General features: G+C 64.3%; 13 protein-coding genes. 2 read left to right on the top strand and 11 right to left on the bottom strand.

The features are described from left to right. Window positions 1–9: 9 nt before the first annotated feature. From pstB to ppk1, 5 genes are all read right to left on the bottom strand, one after another. Window positions 10–804, bottom strand: coding sequence for a phosphate ABC transporter ATP-binding protein PstB (pstB, locus tag ACMHYJ_RS09550; protein WP_414245943.1), 795 nt, complete (start codon window positions 802–804; stop codon window positions 10–12). A gap of 15 nt (window positions 805–819) precedes the next feature. Beyond that, window positions 820–1680, bottom strand: a complete 861-nt coding sequence (pstA, locus tag ACMHYJ_RS09545) for a phosphate ABC transporter permease PstA (protein ID WP_414245942.1) — start codon at window positions 1678–1680, stop codon at window positions 820–822. Between the two features lie 8 nt (window positions 1681–1688). Continuing rightward, complete coding sequence (gene pstC, locus ACMHYJ_RS09540) at window positions 1689–2624, bottom strand: phosphate ABC transporter permease subunit PstC (protein WP_414245941.1); 936 nt, start codon at window positions 2622–2624, stop codon at window positions 1689–1691. Between the two features lie 150 nt (window positions 2625–2774). Beyond that, window positions 2775–3821: a phosphate ABC transporter substrate-binding protein PstS gene (pstS, locus tag ACMHYJ_RS09535; protein ID WP_414245940.1), complete on the bottom strand. Its 1047-nt coding sequence runs from the start codon at window positions 3819–3821 to the stop codon at window positions 2775–2777. A gap of 227 nt (window positions 3822–4048) precedes the next feature. Then, the gene (gene ppk1, locus ACMHYJ_RS09530) at window positions 4049–6118 is read right to left on the bottom strand and encodes a polyphosphate kinase 1 (protein WP_414245939.1); all 2070 of its coding nucleotides are present in this window, start codon (window positions 6116–6118) and stop codon (window positions 4049–4051) included. Between the two features lie 66 nt (window positions 6119–6184). Between ppk1 and ACMHYJ_RS09525 the strand changes: the two genes are divergently transcribed. After that, window positions 6185–7693 (top strand): exopolyphosphatase, encoded by a 1509-nt coding sequence (locus tag ACMHYJ_RS09525; RefSeq protein ID WP_414245938.1) that lies wholly within the window; start codon window positions 6185–6187, stop codon window positions 7691–7693. A 104-nt stretch (window positions 7694–7797) separates the two neighbouring features. Here the strand turns inward: ACMHYJ_RS09525 and ACMHYJ_RS09520 are convergent, their stop codons facing one another. Next, on the bottom strand, window positions 7798–8577 hold the full coding sequence (locus ACMHYJ_RS09520) for a helix-turn-helix domain-containing protein (RefSeq protein WP_414245937.1): 780 nt from the start codon (window positions 8575–8577) through the stop codon (window positions 7798–7800). A 392-nt stretch (window positions 8578–8969) separates the two neighbouring features. Here ACMHYJ_RS09520 and ACMHYJ_RS09515 point away from each other — a divergent pair, with 392 nt between their 5' ends. Then, window positions 8970–10697: a methyl-accepting chemotaxis protein gene (locus ACMHYJ_RS09515; protein WP_414245936.1), complete on the top strand. Its 1728-nt coding sequence runs from the start codon at window positions 8970–8972 to the stop codon at window positions 10695–10697. Between the two features lie 84 nt (window positions 10698–10781). On the opposite strand, the gene ACMHYJ_RS09510 is transcribed toward ACMHYJ_RS09515, so the two are convergent. The 5 genes from ACMHYJ_RS09510 to ACMHYJ_RS09490 all read right to left on the bottom strand — a co-directional run bounded on the left by ACMHYJ_RS09510 (window position 10782) and on the right by ACMHYJ_RS09490 (window position 16433). Then, window positions 10782–11528, bottom strand: a complete 747-nt coding sequence (locus ACMHYJ_RS09510; RefSeq protein ID WP_414245935.1) for a GNAT family N-acetyltransferase — start codon at window positions 11526–11528, stop codon at window positions 10782–10784. Then, complete coding sequence (gene glmM / locus ACMHYJ_RS09505) at window positions 11529–12872, bottom strand: phosphoglucosamine mutase (RefSeq protein WP_414245934.1); 1344 nt, start codon at window positions 12870–12872, stop codon at window positions 11529–11531. Then, entirely contained in the window at window positions 12869–13723 is an 855-nt protein-coding gene (folP, locus tag ACMHYJ_RS09500; RefSeq protein WP_414245933.1) for a dihydropteroate synthase, read from the bottom strand. The genes glmM and folP overlap by 4 nt, the downstream gene beginning before the upstream one ends. 21 nt (window positions 13724–13744) lie before the next feature. Then, window positions 13745–15649: an ATP-dependent zinc metalloprotease FtsH gene (gene ftsH, locus ACMHYJ_RS09495; RefSeq protein WP_414245932.1), complete on the bottom strand. Its 1905-nt coding sequence runs from the start codon at window positions 15647–15649 to the stop codon at window positions 13745–13747. 130 nt (window positions 15650–15779) lie between these two features. Continuing rightward, entirely contained in the window at window positions 15780–16433 is a 654-nt protein-coding gene (locus ACMHYJ_RS09490; protein ID WP_414245931.1) for an RlmE family RNA methyltransferase, read from the bottom strand.

Here is a 16433-nt window from a genome sequence, read left to right as displayed (position 1 = left end):
TGTCCGGTCTCATCCAAATCGCCCCGTGATGTAGTCTTCGGTTTCCTTGCGGGCGGGTTTCACGAAAATCTGGTCGGTGGGGCCGAATTCCATGAGTTCGCCCAGGTACATATAGGCCGTGTAGTCGGAGCAGCGGGCGGCCTGTTGCATGTTGTGGGTGACGATGACCACCGTGTAGTCGTCCTTGAGCTCGGCGATCAATTCCTCGATCTTGGCGGTGGAAATCGGGTCCAGCGCCGAGCAGGGTTCGTCCAGCAGCAAGACTTCGGGTTTTATCGCCACGCCGCGGGCAATGCACAGGCGCTGCTGCTGCCCCCCCGACAAGCCATTGCCGTTCTGGCCCAGCTTGTCTTTGACCTCGGCCCACAGGGCGGCTTTGGTCAATGCCCATTCCACGCGTTCATCCATTTCGCCCTTGCTGAGGCGCTCGAACAGGCGCACGCCAAACGCGATGTTGTCGTAGATGCTCATGGGAAACGGGGTGGGTTTCTGGAACACCATGCCCACTTTTGCGCGGATCAGGGAAATATCCAGGCGCGAGTTGAGCAAATCTTCGCCGTCCAGTTCGATGGCCCCCTCGGCCCGCTGGCCGGGATAGAGCTCGAACATGCGATTGAACGTGCGCAGCAGGGTGGATTTACCGCAACCCGACGGCCCGATGAAGGCAGTGACCTTGTTTTCGGCAATCTGCATGTTGATGTCGCGCAGCGCATGGAAATTGCCATAGTAGAAATTCAAGTCGCGCACGGCCAGTTTGGTGCGCTCGGCAATCGGGGTCGAAATCGGGGTCGAGGACGGAGTCATGGTCAGGGAATGGATTTATTTGCGAAACAGGCTGCGAGCGACGATATTGATCCCCAGCACCAGCAGGGTGATCAGCGCGGCGCCCGCCCAGGCCAGGCGGTTCCAGTCCTCGAAGGGGCTGGCGGCATACTGGAAAATCACCACGGGCAGGTTGGCGATGGGGGCGTTCATGTTCCAGGACATGAACTGGTTGTTCAGCGCGGTAAACAGCAGCGGCGCGGTTTCACCGGCGATCCGTGCGACGGCCAGCAGAATCCCTGTCAGAATCCCGGAGCGCGCGGCCCGATAGCAGATGAACACCACCACCCGCCACTGGGGGCAGCCCAATGCCGCGGCGGCTTCGCGCAGGCTGTTGGGCACCAGGGACAGCATATTGTCGGTGGCGCGCACCACCACGGGGATCACCAGTATCGCCAAAGCGAAGGCCCCGGCCCAGCCCGAGTAATGCCCCACCTGGGCCACATACGCGGCATAGATGAACAAGCCGATCACGATGGACGGCGCCGACAACAGCACATCGTTCAAGAACCGGGTGGCGGGCGCCAGCCAGCCGCGCCGGCCGTACTCGGCCAGATACGTGCCCGCCAGCACCCCGATGGGGGTGCCGATCAGGGTGCCCACGGCGGACATCAGCACGCTGCCCACGATGGCATTCAACAGGCCGCCGGCTTCGCCGGGCGGCGGTGTGCTTTCGGTCAGCAGCGCGATGGACAAGGCCCCCCCGCCCTTGAGCAGCAAGGTGGCGATGATCCAGGCCAGCCAGAACAGGCCCATGCCCAGCGCCAGGCTGGACAGCCCCAGCATCAGCCGGTTGAAGCGCCGGCGGCGGCGGTAGATCGGATTGTCCAGCGCGACGGGAGAATGAGATGGGGACATGGCCAGCCTCAGGCGCCTTCTTTGCGCGATAGTTTCAACAGCATGAACTTGGACAGGGCCAAGACGATGGTCGTGATCAGGAACAGAATCAGGCCGAGTTCCAGCAATGCGGACTTTTGCAGCCCCCCGGCCTCGTTGAATTCATTGGCCAGGGCGGAGGCAATCGAGTTGGACGGCGAAAAGACCGACGTCGGCAGGTTGAAGGCATTGCCGATGACGAATGTGACCGCCATGGTTTCGCCCAGCGCCCGCCCCAGGCCCAGCATGATGCCGCCGATCACCCCGTGGCGGGTATACGGCAGCACCACTTTCCAGACGACTTCCCAGGTGGTGCCGCCCAGGGCGTAGGCGGACTCTTTCAGCATGGGCGGGACTTGTTCAAAGACATCGCGCATCACCGCAGCAATGAAAGGGATCACCATGATGGAGAGAATCAGCCCGGCGGTAAACAGGCCGATCCCCATGGGCGGCCCGGCAAAAAAATCACCCAGAATCGGCACGTCTTCGAATAGATCGACGATCACCGGCTGCACGTAGCGCTGGAACAGGGGAACAAAAACGAACAGGCCCCACATGCCATAGATGATGGACGGGATGGCGGCCAGCATCTCGATGGCAATCCCCAACGGGCGACGCACCCAGGCCGGGGCCAGTTCGGTGAGGAACATGGCGATCCCGAAAGACACGGGCACGGCGATCAGCAAGGCCAACAAGGCGCTGACGACGGTCCCCAGCACCGGCACCAGGGCGCCATAGCTTTGCTTGACCGGATCCCAGTCGTTGGTCCACAAAAAAGCGATGCCGTCGCGCACCAGGGTGTCGCGGCTGCCATACACCAAGGACGCCAGAATCCCTGCCAGCAAAATGAATACCAGGAAGGCAAAGGCCCGCGTCAGATGACGAAAACCGGCGTCTACCAGCAGACTGCGTTGTTGATTGATCATGGGGGAGTCGGATAATGAGGGATCAGGCGGCCCGGCGGCCTGGCCCATCGGAAGTCAAGATCGGTATTTTCCCACAAGCACGAAACCATGCCACCGATCGAACAACGGGCGCCCCGCGCCGCCTGACGCGGGGCGCCCATCCCGCAAGGCTCAGGGCCAGACTGCGGCGCCATCCTTGGCCTTGATCTGCGTCGTCCAGACCGCCCGGATTTGTTCGGTCACGGCATCCGGCAGCGGCACATAGTCCAGCTCGCGCGCCATATCGGCCCCTTCGCGCCAGGCCCAGTCGAAGAACTTCAGCACTTCGCGGGCACGCTGGGCATCGTCCTGCCGCTGATGCACCAGGATGAAGGTGGCGGCGGTCACCGGCCAGGATTCCGCACCGGGCTCGTTGTTCAGCACCAGGCCCATCCCGGGGGCGGCGGCCCAATCGGCGTGCGCCGCGGCGGCGGCAAAGGCCTGCTGCGAAGGCTGCACGAACTGCCCTTCACGATTCTGCAGCTGCGCCCAGGCCAGGCCGTTCTGGTGGGCGTAAGCGTATTCGACATACCCGATGGAATGCGCCAGCTGGCGCACATAGGCCGCCACCCCCTCATTGCCCTTGCCGCCTTGGCCCGTGGGCCATTTCACGGCCTTGCCTTGGCCGACGGTGTCTTTCCAGGCCGGCGACACCTGGGACAGATAGTTGGTCCAGCCAAACGTGGTGCCCGACCCATCCGAGCGATGGACCACGACGATCCCCTTGGCGGGCAGTTGCAGATCGGGATTGAGTTGCGCAATCGCCGGATCGTCCCATTTCTTGACCTTGCCCAGGAAAATATCCGCCAGCACCGGGCCCGTCAGCTTGAGCTGCCCGGCGTCGATGCCCGGCACATTGATGACCGGCACCGTCCCGCCGATCACGGCCGGAAACTGCAGCAGCCCGTTCTCCTGCAGCGCTTCGGGCTTCATGGGGTCGTCCGAGGCGCCGAAATCGACCGTCTTGGCGATAATTTGCTGCTGTCCGCCGCCTGAACCGATCGACTGGTAATTGATCCGATTACCGGAAACCTCGTGGTATTTCGCCGCCCATTTTGCGTAGATCGGATAAGGAAACGACGCGCCCGCCCCGGTGAGGTCGACCGCCCAGGCAGAGGCGCTGCCCGCCGACAGCAGCGCCAGGCCCGTTGCGCACTGAAGCAAAATTCGTTTGATCATTCAAAACCTCTGTGTGGATATCGGAGATAAGTGAGCTTGAGCCCACGAATAGGCATGATAAAGAGGCTTCGTGACAGTTTAATGACACGGCGCGTCGGCGGGGGGTGCTGATGCGCCCGGGACGGGAGGATGTCTTCAATTGCGACGACTCCCCCACGGTCTCGCCTGCAGGCGAGACCGATTCGCCTGGCACAGAACAGTCCGCGGGGACTGTCCTGTGTCCGGGCTCATCCCAATCTCGCCATGAGGTGTTGGTGGAGGTTGACCGGGGCGCGGCGGTTGCGCACCCGCTGATAGCGGCCATCGGGCTGGACGGTCCAGGCCAGTTGGTTATCCCGCCAGGCGAAGGTGAAGGCTTCGTCGATGACGCGGCGGCGCAGCGTTTTGTCCAGCACCGGAAAGGCCAGTTCGACCCGGCGCAGGAAATTGCGATCCATCCAATCGGCCGAGGACAGGTACAAGGGCTCGGCCCCATCCTGGTAGAAATAGAACACCCGGGAATGCTCCAGGAAGCGGCCGATGACGGAGCGTACCCGGATGCGTTCGGACAGGCCCGGCACGCCGGCCTGCAGGGCGCAGGCCCCGCGCACGATCAGGTCGATGCGCACCCCGGCCTGGCTGGCTTCGTACAGCGCCAGGATGACGGAAGGTTCGAGCAGGGAATTCATCTTGGCTCGGATGCGGGCGCGCTTGCCCGCCCGGGCGAATTCGGTTTCGGAGCGGATCAGATTCAGCACGGTCTCGTGCAGGGTGAACGGCGACTGCAGCAGCAACTTCAACGTGCGCCGGGCCCCCAGGCCGGTCAGCAGGGAAAATACCTGATCCATGTCCTCGCAAATGGTCTGGTTGGCGGTAAGCAGGCCGAAATCGGTATACAGCTTTGCCGTGCGCTGATGGTAATTGCCCGTGCCCAGGTGGCCGTAGCGGTGGATGCGGCCGTCTTCGCGGCGCAGCACCAGCGCCATCTTGGCGTGGGTCTTGTGCCCCACCACGCCATAGCTGACATGCGCGCCGACTTCTTCCAGGCGCGCCGCCCAGTTGATATTGGTCTGCTCATCGAAACGGGCCATGAGTTCGACCACCACGGTGACTTCCTTGCCGGCCCGGGCGGCCGACAACAGCAGGCTCATGAGTTCGGAATCTTCGCCCGTGCGGTAGATGGTCTGCTTGATGGCCACCACGTGCGGGTCCAGCGCAGCGGCCCGCAGAAACATCAGCACCGGCTGAAACGACTGGTAGGGGTGGTGCAGCAGGTGGTCGCGCGCGGCCAATGCCGCGAACAAGGCGTCGGGGCGCTGCATGTCGCCATCGAACGGCGCCGGCGTCCGGGGCCGATACACCGGGTATTCCAGGTCGGGGCGATCGGCCCGATTGCACAGCTGCCGCAGGCGGCCCAGGTTGACCGGGCCATTGACCCGGTAAGTGTCCGCCGTGGACAAGTTGAATTCACGCTGCAGGAAAAGCTCCAGGTCGGGCGGCATGGCATGGGCGATTTCCAGGCGCACCGACGCGCCGAAATTGCGCTGGGACAATTCGCCCTGCAAGGCCTGGCGCAGATTGGTGATTTCTTCTTCGTCCACGAACAGATCGCTGTTGCGCGTGACCCGCCACTGATAGCAGCCCTGCACATCCATGCCGGGAAACAGATCCCCCACGAAGGCATTGATCATGGTGGTGAGCAGCATGAAGCCGTCTGGAATCCCCGCGATTTCCGGGGGAACCTTGACCATGCGCGGCAACGCCCGGGGGGCCTGCACAATGGCGATGTTGCCTTCGCGGCCAAAGGCGTCCTCGCCCGTGAGCGACACGATGAAGTTCAGGCTTTTGTTGTAGACCCGGGGAAAAGGATGGGCTGGATCCAGCCCGATGGGGGTGAGCAGCGGCATGACTTCGCGCTGGAAAATGCCATACGCCCATTCGCGCTGCAAATCGGTCCAGCCGGTGGAATAGATCAGCCCCACGCCGCATTCCATCAGCTTGGGCATGACCTCGCCGGTCAGCAGGCGGTTTTGGCGATCCACCAGCGCGTGGGCGGCGCGCTGCACCCGGTCGAAGGCTTCGGCGGGCAGCAGGCCGTCGGCGCCGGCCAGATCCGGTGTCTGGCGCTGCTGTTCTTTCAGGCTGGCCATGCGGATTTCGAAGAACTCGTCCAGATTGGAGCCGACGATACACAGATAGCGCAGGCGCTCCAGCGCCGGGACGTCGAGGCGTTCGGCCATGGACAGGACGCGTTCGTTGAACTTCAGGACGGAGAGTTCGCGGTTCAGTAAAAGAGGGGTGGCAGCCGTACCCTGCATGGGCGCTCCGGTAGAGTCTGTTATCGGCCTCTATAATCGCACAATGTGACATTTGCAGGTAAGCCCATGGACGATCGTCTGGCCTCCATTGATCTCGGATCAAACACGTTTCGCCTGTCCATCGGGCGTATCGTGCGCCAGGGCGGCGGCGCCCAGCTGTACACCGAAGACCGCTTGCGCGAACTGATCGCCCTGGCCGAGGGCCTGGACGATCACCAGCGCATCCGCCCCGCCACCGTGGCCCAGGCCATCGAGGCCCTGCAGCGCTTTGGCGAACGCCTGCGCGGCTTCGATCCCGCCAATGTGCGGGCCGTGGCCACCAACACCTTCCGGGTGGCCCGCAATGCCGCTGAAATCATCCCCGAGGCCGAACGCGCGCTGGGGTTTCCCATCGAAATCATTTCCGGCCAGGAAGAAGCCCGCCTGATCTATCTGGGCGTGATCCAGGATCTGCCGCCATCCGACGACCGGCGGCTGGTGATCGACATCGGCGGCGGATCCACCGAATTCATCATCGGCCAGCGGGCCAAGCCCCTGCAATTGGCGTCCCTGCAACTGGGCTGCACCATCTGGACCAAGCAGTTTTTCCCCGGCGGGCGGATCACCAAGGCCCGGATGCTGCGCGCCGTCGTGGCCGCGCGCAGCACGATCGAACCCATCAGCCGGCCCTATCGCCACCTGGGCTGGCAGCAGGCCTACGGTTCTTCGGGCACCGCCAAAGGCCTGCTGGCCGTCTTGGTGGAAAACGGATTCAGCCAACACGGGATTACCCTGGACGGCATGCAGCGGCTGTCGGCCGCGCTCATCCAGGCGGGCCGGGTGCGTCTGCAGGACTGGGCCGGGCTGAAGGCCGAACGCGCGCCCGTCCTGGCCGGCGGGCTGGCCATCATGATGGCGGCCTTCCTGGAACTGGGCATCGAGAACATGGGCGCCGGCGACGGCGCCTTGCGCGTGGGCGTGCTGCACGACCTGCTGGGGCGGGATTCGCACCACGACCAGCGCGACGAAACCGTGCGCCTGGTGGGGCTGCGCCATCAAGTGGACGCCCAGCAGGCCGAGCACGTGCGCCAGTTGGCGCTGGTGTTCTTCGACCAACTGAATCTGGACACCGCGCAGCCGCAGGGGGCCGAGCTGCGCAAGGCGTTGGGTTGGACGGCGGCCCTGCACGAAGCGGGCCTGGCCATTGCGCGCAACCACTACCATAAGCACAGCGCCTATATCCTGGAACACGCCGACATGCCCGGATTTTCGCACGACGATCAGCAGTTGCTGGCATTCCTGGCCCTGGGCCAACAAGGCAAGCTGGCCAAGCTGCGCGCCTATGCCCCCACCCGGGACGAATGGCTGGCCCTGTGCTGCCTGCGCCTGGCCGTCCTCCTGCTGCGCCGCCGCGAAGCCCGCGATGCCCTGCCCATCCACCTGCAGGCCCAGGATCAGCACATCACCCTGACCGTCCCCGAAGGCTGGCTGGAAGACCATCCCCTGAGCTGCTTTCTTTTAAAAGGCGAAACCGATATCTGGCGCAAAGCGGGATTCACGTTGGAACTGGCCGAACAGCCCTCCGCATCCGATTGAATAGACCGCATCCTCCGTGCTTCAGCGTACTCGAAACCAGGCCGCCTTATCTGCCTGATTATGCCCCGCCCGCTTGACAGGCAAGACGGTATCTGCGGTGTCGATCAAGATGCTGGACGGTCACGACTGACCTGCCTGCGATAGGCGCCCGGCGACAAACTGAACGCCTTGCTGAAGTGCCGCCGCAAACATACCGCCGAACCAAACCCCGCCTGCTGGGAAATTGTTTCGATCGTGCTTGTGGTGGTTTCAAGCAAGCACTTGGCATACTGCAGCTGCTGCTTCAGGCGCCATTGCACCAACGTCATCCCGGTCAACTGGCGAAACCGGCGCGTCAACGTGCGCACCGACATGTGGGTTTGCGCGGCCAGTTCGGCCAGACCCGCGACGTCCCACGGATTCGCCTGCATCTCGTGAATGATGCGCTGTAGTTTGGCATCGCGTCCGCGAGCCGCCAGCGGGCGCGCTACCCGCTGGGCCTGATCCCCCAGGCGCGGCAGACCGGCCACGAGTTCCTGAGCGATCCGCTCCGCCGCCTCCGCCCCGCACAGGGCCTGCAGCAAGTGCAGGCACGTGTCGATGGCGGCGGCCCCGCCCGCGGAAGTCCACACAGAGCCATCCCGGATAAATAGGATGTCGGACTTCAGGTGGATGCCCGGAAAACGTTGGGAAAAAAGCGCGGCATAGCGCCAATGCGTGGCGGCGGAGCGGCCTGCCAGCAACCCGGCTTCCGCCAGCACGAAAGCACCCAGGCCGCACCCCAGGATTTGCGCCCGGCGCGCATGCGCCCTGAGCAGGGCCTGTTTCAGGCTATCCGGCACCGGGGTGTCGGCCCCGCACCAGCCGGGAATCACGATGGCGTCCGCGGTATCCAGGATTTCCAAACCATGCGCGGTGCTTGGCCTTGTCGTGCCGGTCGACGGCGCCGATCGGCAATGTAACTCATGGATACAAAAAACCCACGAGAGAGAGGGGGGGGGGGGGGGGGGGTGACCAATTGCTACGGAAAAGACCAGTTGCGGCCCCGCTAAATCGAAGGGCCTCGCATCATCGCACCGCAACATGACGACTTTGGGCCGGACATCTCGGGGGAAGCCTTGTCGTTCTGGCGACATAGATCAAACCATATTTGTAATGACCTGAATTGTTTTGATAATAGCCTGAAATGTTCTTGTATGACCACTGTCAAGCCCGGAGAATCAGGCCGTATCCCTCTCCATTTTTACGGCATGCGGCATCACCGCCTGCCACTTCAACGGCGAACAAAGGAGTCCCTATGCGTAACCTCAAGATCAGCACGCGGCTGTGGCTTGGCTTCGGCCTGCTCATTCTGCTTATCCTGCTGATGTCGGGCATCGGCGGCTGGCGCATGATAAGCACCGAGGAAGACAATGCCGCCATCCAGAATCGCCAGATCAGAAGCGCGATGATTCTCCGCTGGGAGGGCATCATCCGGGTCAATGCCAGCCAAACGCTGGCGCTGGCCAACCTGATCGACCCGGAGATCAAGTCCGATTTTCAACAAGCCATGCAAGCGACGGATCAACAGGCCGAAGCATTGGACAGTCAGATTGAAGCCGCCCTGCGATTTCCAAAGGCCCAGGCCATCTTCCAGGAAGCCATGAAGTACCGCCAAGCTTTCTACGAAGGGCGAGACCGGGCATTCAAGAACCTGGAAAACGGAGACCAGGACAGCGCCCGGAAATTCTTCCGTGAAGACATGCCCAAACTGACCGCCAGCTACCTTGAACAGGTTGATGCACTGGCGAAGTTCCAGGAAAACTATGTGGCCAGCACGATTTCAAGCAGCGATCAGGCCAATACACGCGGCATGATGATCCTAGCCATCGCCACCCTGCTGGCCCTGCTGTTCAGCCCCTGGTTCGCCTGGCAAGTCACCCGGTCGATTACGCGCCCGCTGCGCGCGGCAGTGCAACTGGCTGCCGACGTTGCCCAGCGCAACCTGAACGTCGCCATCCGGCCCACAGGTCGCGACGAGGTCACCCAACTGGAAACCGCCCTGAACGACATGATCCACGGCCTGCGCGACATCGTCAGCCAGGTGCGCCTGGGCGCCGACACCATCGCCACGGCGGCGGGCCAGATTTCCGCCGGCAACCTGGATCTTTCGGCGCGCACCGAGCAGCAGTCCGCGTCCCTGGCGCAGACCGCCGCCTCGATGGAAGAAATCACCTCGACTGTGCGGCAAAACGCCGACAACGCCCAGCAGGCCAACACCCTGGCCGCCACGGCCACCCAATCCGCCGACGGCGGGGGCAAAACCGTCCACAAACTGGTGGACACCATGAGCAGCATCAACACCAAATCCCAGCAAATCGCCGAAATCGTCGGGGTCATCGACAGCATTGCCTTCCAGACCAACATCCTGGCCCTGAACGCCGCCGTCGAAGCCGCCCGCGCCGGCGAGCAGGGCCGCGGCTTCGCCGTCGTCGCCGCCGAAGTCCGTGCCCTGGCCCAGCGCAGCGCGACATCGGCCAAGGAGATCAAAGACCTGATCGACGCGGCGGTGGACATCATTACCCACGGCAACGAGGACGCCAGCCAGGCCGGAACCAGCATGCAAGGCATCGTCGGGGACATCGCCCGCGTCACCAGCATCATGAGCGAAATCAGCGCCGCCAGCCAGGAACAAACCACCGGCATCGAACAAGTCAACATCGCCGTCACCCAGATGGACGACGTCACCCGTCAAAACGCCAGCCTGGTGGAGGAATCCGCCGCAGCCGCCAGCAGCCTGGAGGCGCAGGCGCAGACCCTGTCCCAACTGGTGGCGACCTTCCAGCTGGACGACGGCACCCGCGACGACGTCGGACAGGCCCGATACCTGCCCGCCCCGCTGGAAAAAACACTGCCCTCGGCCGCGCCGCGCCGGCAGCCCGGCCAGCCAGCCAGGAGAACCGCCCCGACGGGCGGCGGCCGGCCCGCGCTGGGTGCCCCGGCACAGCCCGTCGCGGTGCAAGAACCGGAGTGGTCGCGCTTTTGATTACGCGGCGCCCCAGGGCACGCCCCGGCGCCGGGCGGCAAACCCGCACGAATATCAAGCGTGCGGGTTTGCCGCCCGACGTCGCTATATCCCGAAATGCCGCCGATAGCGGGCATCCAGACGTTCCAGATCCAACAGGATCGGAAAATCCGCCGTGCCGAAATCCGTGTCCCAGGCGGGCGCGCCGCAAATCGTGGCGCCCAGTTTCAGGTAGCCCTTGATCAGGGGCGGCACGCGCGCGGGCCGGGTGCTGTTCAATTGGCCCAGCGGATAAGGATGCAGGGGCTGTATCCGGGGATCAGCGGGAAACCGGGCCATCAGGGCCTGCGCCCGCCGCCAGACCTCGGACGCCGTGACCCCGCCATCGCGCAGGCTGACGCTGGCGCAGCCCAGCATGTAGCGGTAGCCTTCTCGCACCATCACCTGCCCCAGGGCGGTCCATAGCAGCATGATGGCCGTCCCGTGGCGATACTGCGCGTCAATGCAGGAGCGGCCCACTTCCACCAGCAAAGGCAGGCGGCCCTGCAAAGGGGCCAAGTCGAATTCGGACGCCGAGTAATACCGGCCGGCCTGCGCGGCCGCCTGGGGCGTCAACAGGCGATAGGTGCCCACCACCTGGCCGCTGGCCTGGTCGGAGACCATGAAATGCACGCACCAGGGATCGAAGGGGTCGATGTCGTGTCCATCGACGGCCAAGGGAAAACGGGCGCCCAGTTCCTCGGTGAAAATCCGAAAGCGCAGGCGCTGCAAGGCGCGCAGTTGATCCGGCGTGCGGGCGATGCGCAGATCCAGGCCGGCGGCCTGGATGCCGGGCCAGTCCAGCAGCTGCATTTAGCCGAGCTTCACCGCCACCAGACGGCGCACGCATTCGTCCGCCAGGGCGGCATCGTCGGCCTCGACCATCAGCCGCAGCTTGGGCTCGGTGCCCGACGCCCGGATCAAGACCCGGCCCCGATCGCCCAGTTGGGCCTGCACGGCCTGGGCGGCTTCCCGCAGGCCCGCATGGGCTTGCCAGTCCAGGCCAGGCGCCAGGGGCACATTGACCATCTTCTGGGCGTACATCCTGAGATCGGCCACCAGGGCGGCCAAGGGCAGGCTGGCGTGGCGCATGGCCGCCAACACCTGCAGGGCGGCGACAATGCCGTCCCCCGTGGTGTGGCAATCCAGGCACAGCAGGTGGCCCGAGCTTTCGCCGCCATACAGCCAGCCATGCTGGCGCAGGCGTTCCAGCACATAGCGGTCGCCCACCTGGGCGCGCTCGAAGGGAATGCGCAATTCCTTCAGGCGGCGCTCCAGGCCGAAATTGGTCATCAAGGTGCCCACCACCCCATTGATGGGGTTCAGCTTGGCCCGGTCGCGCACGATGGCATAGAGCAGCTCGTCGCCGTTGTACAGACGGCCGCCGGCGTCCACCATCTGCAGACGGTCGGCGTCGCCATCCAGGGCGATGCCCAGGTCGGCCCCCTGCTCGGCCACGGCCGCCACCAGCGCCTCGGGATGGGTGGCCCCCACCCCTTCATTGATGTTGAAACCATCGGGTTCGCAGCCGATGACGCAGACGTCGGCGCCCAGTTCACGAAAAACGTGGGGGGCGATGTGGTAAGCCGCCCCATGGGCGGCATCCACCACCAGCTTCAGGCCCTGCAGGTCGAGTTCGTTGGGAAACGTGCTTTTGCAGAATTCGATGTAACGCCCGGCGGCATCGCTGATGCGCCGGGCGCGGCCCAGGCCGGCGGAATCCGCACAGCCCACCGGCTGCGCCAGCATGGCCTCGATGGCGGCCTCGGTGGCGTCGGGCAGCTTGGTGCCTCCCGAGGAAAAAAACTTGATGCCGTTGTCGTAGTGCGGATTGTGCGATGCGCTGATGACGATGCCGGCGGCCAGACGCCAGGCCCGGGTCAGGTACGCCACGGCCGGCGTGGGAATGGGGCCGGCCAGCAGGACATCCACCCCCGCCGCCGACAGGCCGGCTTCCAGGGCGGCTTCCAGCATGTAGCCGGAAATCCGTGTGTCCTTGCCGATGACCACCGTCGGCCGCCCGCCGCCGCTCTGCACCCCTTGGGACAGCACGCGGCCGGCGGCATAGCCCAGGCGCAGGGCGAATTCGGCATTGATGCGCTCGCCGCCGACGACGCCGCGAACCCCGTCCGTCCCGAAATACTTGCGTGCGCTCATGCGGCGGCTCCTTGAGAGAGGGTCGGATCGTCGATGGCCGACCAGATTGTCAGGGCATCCAGGGTATCGGCCACGTCGTGCACCCGAAGGATATGCGCCCCGCGGGCGGCGGCGGCCAGGGCGGCGGCCACGCTGCCCCCGAGGCGCTGGTTGGCGGGCCGGCCCGTCAGGGCGCCGATCATGGATTTGCGCGAGACCCCCACCAGACTGGGGTAGTCGGCCCCCACGGCCTGCGGCAAATGATGCAGCAAGGCGTAGTTGTGGGCCGCCGTCTTGCCAAAGCCAAAACCCGGATCCAGCACGATGCGCTGCGCGGCCACCCCGGCATCGCGCAGACGCCGGGCGCCGGCCGCCAGGTAGGCCCGGACTTCCGCGACCACGTCATCGTAGTGCGGCGCCTGCTGCATGGTGCGCGGCTCGCCCTGCATGTGCATCAGGCACAAGGCGCAATCGGCCTCGCGCACCGCGTCCACGGCCTGCGGGGATGAAAACCCCCGAATGTCGTTGATCATGTCCACGCCCGCCTGCAGCACCTGCCGCATGACTTCGGGCTTGCAGGTATCCACCGACAAGGGCACCCCCGCACTCAGCAGGCCCTGAATGACCGGCAGGATGCGGAAGATTTCTTCGTCGGCCGAAACAGCCTGGGCGCCGGGCCGGGTGGATTCTCCGCCGATATCCAGGATGTCGGCGCCTTCCTCCACCAGTTGCAAGCCATGCTCTATGGCCTGATTCACCCGGAAATGCGCATTGCCGTCGGAAAAAGAATCGGGGGTGACGTTGACGATCCCCATGACCAGCGGGCGTTTCAGGGACAGCTGAAAACGCCCGCATTGCAAAGTGGCAAACATAGGACGGAATGAATGGCCTGGTTAGACAGGGGTCGCCGCAGGGTCTTGGTCGGGCTTGGCGGCCGACGGGCCCGCGGAAGGCGGCGTGTGCGGAGTATCGTTGCCCGACGACGAGGTTTTCGGCGGACGGGGCGGGCGGCCATCCATGATGTCGTTGATCTGTTCGGCGTCGATGGTTTCCCATTCGAGCAGCGCGTTGGCCATGGCGTGCATTTTGTCCTGGTTGGACTCGATCAGGTGGCGCGCCACGGCGTATTGCTCGTCGATGATGCTGCGGATTTCGGCATCGACCTTCTGCATGGTGGCTTCGGAGACATGCGTGGTCTTGGTGACGCTGCGGCCCAGGAAGACCTCGCCCTCGTTTTCGGCGTACACCACCGGCCCCAGGGAGTCGGTCATGCCGTAGCGCGTGACGATGTCGCGGGCGATGGCCGTGGCGCGTTCGAAGTCGTTGGACGCGCCGGTGGTCATCTGGTTCATGAAGACTTCTTCGGCAATGCGCCCGCCGAACAGCACGGCGATGGTGTTCAGAAGACGATCCTTGTCCATGCTGTAGCGGTCGGTTTCGGGCAGCTGCATGGTGACCCCCAGGGCCCGGCCACGCGGGATGATCGTGACCTTGTGGACGGGGTCGGTCTTGGGCAGCATGCGCGCCACCAGCGCATGGCCGGATTCGTGGTAGGCCGTGTTGCGGCGTTCTTCTTCGGGCATGATCATGGAGCGGCGCTCGGCGCCCATGATGATCTTGTCCTTGGCCTTTTCGAGGTCGTTCATGTCGACGGTGCGGCCATTGCGCCGGGCGGCGAACAAGGCGGCCTCGTTGATGAGGTTGGCCAGGTCGGCCCCGGAAAAGCCCGGCGTGCCGCGTGCCAGCACGCTGGGATCGACGTCCTGGGCGATGGGCACCTTGCGCATGTGCACCTTGAGGATTTGCTCGCGGCCACGGATGTCGGGCAGCGACACCACCACCTGGCGGTCGAAGCGCCCCGGGCGCAGCAAGGCGGGGTCGAGCACGTCGGGACGGTTGGTGGCGGCGATGACCAGCACGCCCTGGCCGGTTTCGAAGCCGTCCATTTCGACCAGCAGCTGGTTGAGGGTTTGTTCGCGTTCGTCGTTGCCTCCGCCCAGGCCCGCGCCGCGCTGGCGGCCCACCGCGTCGATTTCGTCGATGAAGATGATGCAGGGGGACTGCTTCTTGGCGTTTTCGAACATGTCGCGCACGCGGGCCGCGCCCACGCCGACGAACATCTCGACGAAATCAGAACCCGAAATGCTGAAGAACGGCACCTTGGCTTCGCCCGCGATGGCCTTGGCCAGCAGGGTTTTACCCGTGCCCGGCGGCCCGACCATCAGCACGCCGCGCGGGATGCGTCCGCCCAAGCGCTGGAATTTGGTGGGGTCGCGCAGAAAATCGACCAGTTCCTGGACGTCTTCCTTGGCTTCGTCGCAGCCGGCGACATCGGCAAACGTGATGTTGTTATTGTTTTCGTCCAGCATGCGGGCGCGCGACTTGCCGAAGCTGAAGGCCCCGCCCTTGCCGCCGCCCTGCATCTGGCGCATGAAGAAAATCCAGACCCCGATCAAGAGCAGCATGGGGAACCAGGAAATGAACAGGCTGGCCAGGAAGGAGGGTTCTTCGCGGGCCTTGCCGGACACCTGCACGCCGTCCTTGACGAGTTCGGGCACCATCCAGAGATCGCCCGGCGACGTCAGGCTGTAAGCCCGGCCAGATTCGGGCGTGACATAGATGGTGTCGCCCTGGATGTCGACCTTGTTGATGCGGCCGGCGCGGGCGTCGTTCATGAATTGCGTGTAGGTGACGGTGTCGTTGCCGGTGACCGGGCGTCCGTCGAACTGCTTGAACACCGTAAAGAGCACGAGCGCGATCACCAGCCAAACCGCAACCTTGGAAAACGAGTTGTTCAAAACAAATCTCCTGGGTTTACTGCTGCCAGCCTGCCACGCAGTAAGGGGCGCGATTACAGCAAGCTGACAAATCCGTCAATATTTCATTCTACCTGAATCCAGGGCCATGCCACCGGGCCGGCCTGGACATTTAAGCGGCCCGGTCTTGAGAAACCTTAAGCCCGCGCGCCACCAGAAAGGTTTCGGCGGATTCGGTGCGCGAGGCCTTGGGCTTGCGTTCGACCACGCGCACGAAATGCTGCTTGAACAACTGCACGATCTGGGAAAAACCGCTGCCGTGAAAGGCCTTGACCACCAGGACGCCATCGGGCTTGAGGTGGCCGCAGGCGAATTCGAGGGCCAGTTCGCACACATGGGCGATACGGGCCGAATCCGCCGAAGCCACACCGGATAAGTTGGGGGCCATATCCGAAATGACAAGGTCCACCGCCTGGCCTTGCAGCCGGTCGTGCAGCTGTTGCAGGACATCGTCCTCGCGGAAGTCGCCCAGGATGAATTCCACCCCGGCGATGGGCGCCATCGGCAGGAGATCCAGGGCGATGATCCGGCCATCGACCACGCCGCCCGCGCCCAGCAGGCGTTCGCGCGCGATCTGCGACCAGCTGCCGGGCGTGGATCCCAGATCGACCACCACATCGCCCCGGCGCAGCAGTTTTTCGGCATCCAGGATTTCAGACAGTTTGAAGGCCGCCCGCGCCCGATAGCCCTTTTGTTGCGCCATTTTGACGTAAGGGTCCTGAATATGACGCTGCACCCAGGCTTTGGAGAATTTTTTCTTGGCCAT

Origin of the sequence: Castellaniella hirudinis (assembly GCF_047468865.1) — a bacterium.
Taxonomy (GTDB): Bacteria; Pseudomonadota; Gammaproteobacteria; order Burkholderiales; family Burkholderiaceae_B; genus Castellaniella; species Castellaniella hirudinis_A.
This window is presented reverse-complemented; position numbering and strand designations above follow the sequence as displayed.

What these genes read in the sequence shown, in the direction of transcription:
- pstS (WP_414245940.1), bottom strand. Translation starts at nt 3,821, where the DNA reads ATGATCAAACGAATTTTGCTTCAGTGCGCAACGGGCCTGGCGCTGCTG.
- ACMHYJ_RS09525 (WP_414245938.1), top strand. Translation starts at nt 6,185, where the DNA reads ATGGACGATCGTCTGGCCTCCATTGATCTCGGATCAAACACGTTTCGC.
- ppk1 (WP_414245939.1), bottom strand. Translation starts at nt 6,118, where the DNA reads ATGCAGGGTACGGCTGCCACCCCTCTTTTACTGAACCGCGAACTCTCC.
- glmM (WP_414245934.1), bottom strand. Translation starts at nt 12,872, where the DNA reads ATGAGCGCACGCAAGTATTTCGGGACGGACGGGGTTCGCGGCGTCGTC.
- ACMHYJ_RS09510 (WP_414245935.1), bottom strand. Translation starts at nt 11,528, where the DNA reads ATGCAGCTGCTGGACTGGCCCGGCATCCAGGCCGCCGGCCTGGATCTG.
- pstC (WP_414245941.1), bottom strand. Translation starts at nt 2,624, where the DNA reads ATGATCAATCAACAACGCAGTCTGCTGGTAGACGCCGGTTTTCGTCAT.
- folP (WP_414245933.1), bottom strand. Translation starts at nt 13,723, where the DNA reads ATGTTTGCCACTTTGCAATGCGGGCGTTTTCAGCTGTCCCTGAAACGC.
- ACMHYJ_RS09490 (WP_414245931.1), bottom strand. Translation starts at nt 16,433, where the DNA reads ATGGCCAAGAAAAAATTCTCCAAAGCCTGGGTGCAGCGTCATATTCAG.
- pstA (WP_414245942.1), bottom strand. Translation starts at nt 1,680, where the DNA reads ATGTCCCCATCTCATTCTCCCGTCGCGCTGGACAATCCGATCTACCGC.
- pstB (WP_414245943.1), bottom strand. Translation starts at nt 804, where the DNA reads ATGACTCCGTCCTCGACCCCGATTTCGACCCCGATTGCCGAGCGCACC.
- ACMHYJ_RS09515 (WP_414245936.1), top strand. Translation starts at nt 8,970, where the DNA reads ATGCGTAACCTCAAGATCAGCACGCGGCTGTGGCTTGGCTTCGGCCTG.